Here is a 2,868-nt window from a genome sequence, read left to right as displayed (position 1 = left end):
TTCCCCTGTTTTTAAGGAACAGGGGAAATATCCTGTAATTTTTATTTCTTTTAAAGATATTAAGGCTAACACATTAAAATCTTGTATAAATTCAATTATTATTTTAATGGGAGAATTATATAAGAAATATAGTTTTTTATTAAACACATTAAATGAACTAGATAAACCAACATATATAAAGTATGCTACTCAAAATATTAATTTTGAAGAACTACAAAGGGGTTTAATTACTCTTTGTAATTTATTATATATTCATTATAATGAAGAAGTTATTTTACTAATTGATGAATATGATACTCCAATAATATCAGCCTATGAACATGGTTATTATGATGAGATAAAAACTTTTTTTACAGTATTATATGGAAGTGCTTTAAAAGGAAATCTTTATTTAAAAAAAGCAGTTCTTACAGGAACTATCGAAGTAGATTTATATAAGAATATATAATTCTTAAAATGCTTATAACTACATTTGTAGTTTAAAATATATAACCCACAAAGTTGGAATAGAGGTGCAGTTATGACTAAAGAGGAAAAAATAGCATTAATCAAAGAAAATCTAAAAAAGTATGGAGCAGGAGCATTAAATCAAATTGTTACTAGGCAAAAAAAAGAGAATACTATATTTTATAGAAAGTCAGCATTAGACAGTTTCTTAGATTCTTGTTTTACTTACTTTACTGATGAAGAATTAAAATTATTAGGATATTATAAAGATGATGAAAGTGCAGAATATATCAATATTACAGAAGAAAAAAACGACGTGGTAAAAGGAAAAACTACAAGTGAATTACAAGAAAATACAAAAAAATTAGAAACACAAGAAAACACTTTTGTAGTTATTAAAGAAAAATTAGAAGATAAAGAAATTGCTAACAAATTTATTTATCTTTTGAATAATATTGATGAAATAATAGCTGTGAAAAAAATGGTAGAAAAAAATATTGTTATTCCTAGTGAGGTGTTAGATTTAGAAAGTTATCCCACTTCAATTAGAGTATCTAAAGAACTTTTAGAAAGATTTAATAAGTTATGTTTGAGTTATAAAAATTACTCTAAAATACAATTATTAAATTTTGCTTTCTATGAATTTCTTGAAAAATATGAGGAACAATAAAAACTACATATCACTACAAATAACTCGATTGAGTTTGAAATAATTTTGTGATATACTATAAGTATAAAAATATAAAAGGGAAACTTAAAACCCACAAGGGTTGGGGTAACTCTAAAGAGTTATTCTAATAGTAAATTCTAAGCGACCAAACTTGAATACTATTTTGAAATAATTCTTCATAAGTTAAACCCCCTTTCTCATGAGAACTAAGGTTTCCCTTGTATTTATTATATCATATTTTTAGATAATAGTAAAAATAATATTATCATAACTAGAGTAAAATTTAAGAAGAGCTAAAAAAGACAAGGACTGCCAAGAGCCTTGTCTTTTTCATACTTATGTGTTTTTTAATTGTATTTTTATTCTAACACTTTTATTTTTTATTATCAATACGCCTTTCTCTAAAAAACACGAACTTTTTGAAATTTTCAAGAGGTAGTAAGTATCGTCTACCCCTTGAAAAATCTCATATACAGCGTTTTATGAGGTCATTTTTTTATAAATCCTCTAAAACTCCATACTTTATTTCTTTATAAATATCTTTTTTTATTAAAAAGTCTTTAAAAACTCTAAATAGAAATTTTTCTCCTTTCTTGTTAAGTAAGACATTCTTTTGGCAGAACTCCATTAACTCCTCTTTGGTAGTTATATCAGATATTTCATCATAAAACTTAAATAAATCTTCAATTTTCTTATTAGTTATTACTTGCCTAGCTGTATCTTCTATAAGATTTTTTAATTCTCCTAAACTCATTTCCTCATAAATTCCTCTAATATCTTGTGCTATATTCCACCATTTATTAATGGTTACCCTTGATAACCCTGTTTCTCTATAACAATCTATTTTTTTCCCTAAAGGATTATTAAATATCCATTCAAATACTATATCTTTTTTTTCTTTTCTTCCATTCCCTTGTCGCCAATTAACATTTTTATTTATTTCATCTCTTATTAAATTCATCATTTTTACATGGTCTGCCTGTTTTCTTCCATTTCTTTTATTAGCAGGTATGGAAAGTCCTGTTATTCTCTCTATATCTTTACGAGGAAAAGTTATATAACTCTCCTTATAAGCTCTTAGAGCGTCCTCTATATCTTCCTCTGTAAAATGATTATCTTGATTAACTGTCTTTTGTTCCATTTCTTCCAAGAATGAATAAGCGTCTTTTTTTAATTCCTCATATGGAATATTGCACTTTGTTGCATACATTGATAATGTCATCAAACAAAAGTATCTATGTCCCTCTTGAACTTCCTTATTTGATGTAATTTTTCTTTTCCACCAATCGTATAAATCTCTCTTAATATCCCATTTTTTCCTAGTTTTATCGCCTTTTATGATTCTACGCTCATACCACTCGGGATATAACTCTTTAGCTTTGGCTAAACTGATTCTTTTTGGTTTATAGATAACCCTCTCTATTTGTAAAATTTCTTCTCCTGTCAACGCAATTTCATCATCTAAACGCCTATTTAACTCTCTAACACTATAAAATGGAATGTCATAATTAACATATGCTCTAACTTTTTCTCCAAATTTTGTCTGTGTTTCGGGAACTCTAAACCCTTGAAATATCCCTTGATATTGTCTAGTTTGTTTAGAAGTAAAACTACTCCAAATCAAATCTATTAACCCATACTTAAATCTTTTCATCAATTCTTTTATATTATCAAAAAGTGCTATTGGTTCTTTCAAAATATAATACAAATGCAACCCATTCCCCGAACTAACAACAATATTAGGTGCATAG

3 protein-coding genes are annotated in these 2,868 nt (G+C 26.5%); 2 read left to right on the top strand and 1 reads right to left on the bottom strand.

What is annotated here, in order from left to right; genetic code table 11:
* Window positions 1–448, top strand: a 448-nt coding sequence (locus tag ACWI69_RS11955) for an AAA family ATPase (RefSeq protein WP_448822060.1), incomplete at its 5' end; no start/stop codon positions are given.
* A gap of 72 nt (window positions 449–520) precedes the next feature.
* Window positions 521–1,117: a hypothetical protein gene (locus tag ACWI69_RS11950; protein WP_448822059.1), complete on the top strand. Its 597-nt coding sequence runs from the start codon at window positions 521–523 to the stop codon at window positions 1,115–1,117.
* A gap of 496 nt (window positions 1,118–1,613) precedes the next feature.
* On the opposite strand, the gene ACWI69_RS11945 is transcribed toward ACWI69_RS11950, so the two are convergent.
* Window positions 1,614–2,868: hypothetical protein (locus ACWI69_RS11945; RefSeq protein ID WP_448822058.1), on the bottom strand; the 1,255-nt coding region annotated here is incomplete at its 5' end.

This window comes from Cetobacterium sp. (assembly GCF_977044495.1).
Note: the sequence above shows the minus strand (reverse complement) of the source record. Positions and strands in the feature narration are given on the sequence as shown.

Excerpts from the sequence above, each read along its gene's own strand:
- ACWI69_RS11950 (WP_448822059.1), top strand. The coding sequence starts at position 521 with ATGACTAAAGAGGAAAAAATAGCATTAATCAAAGAAAATCTAAAAAAG.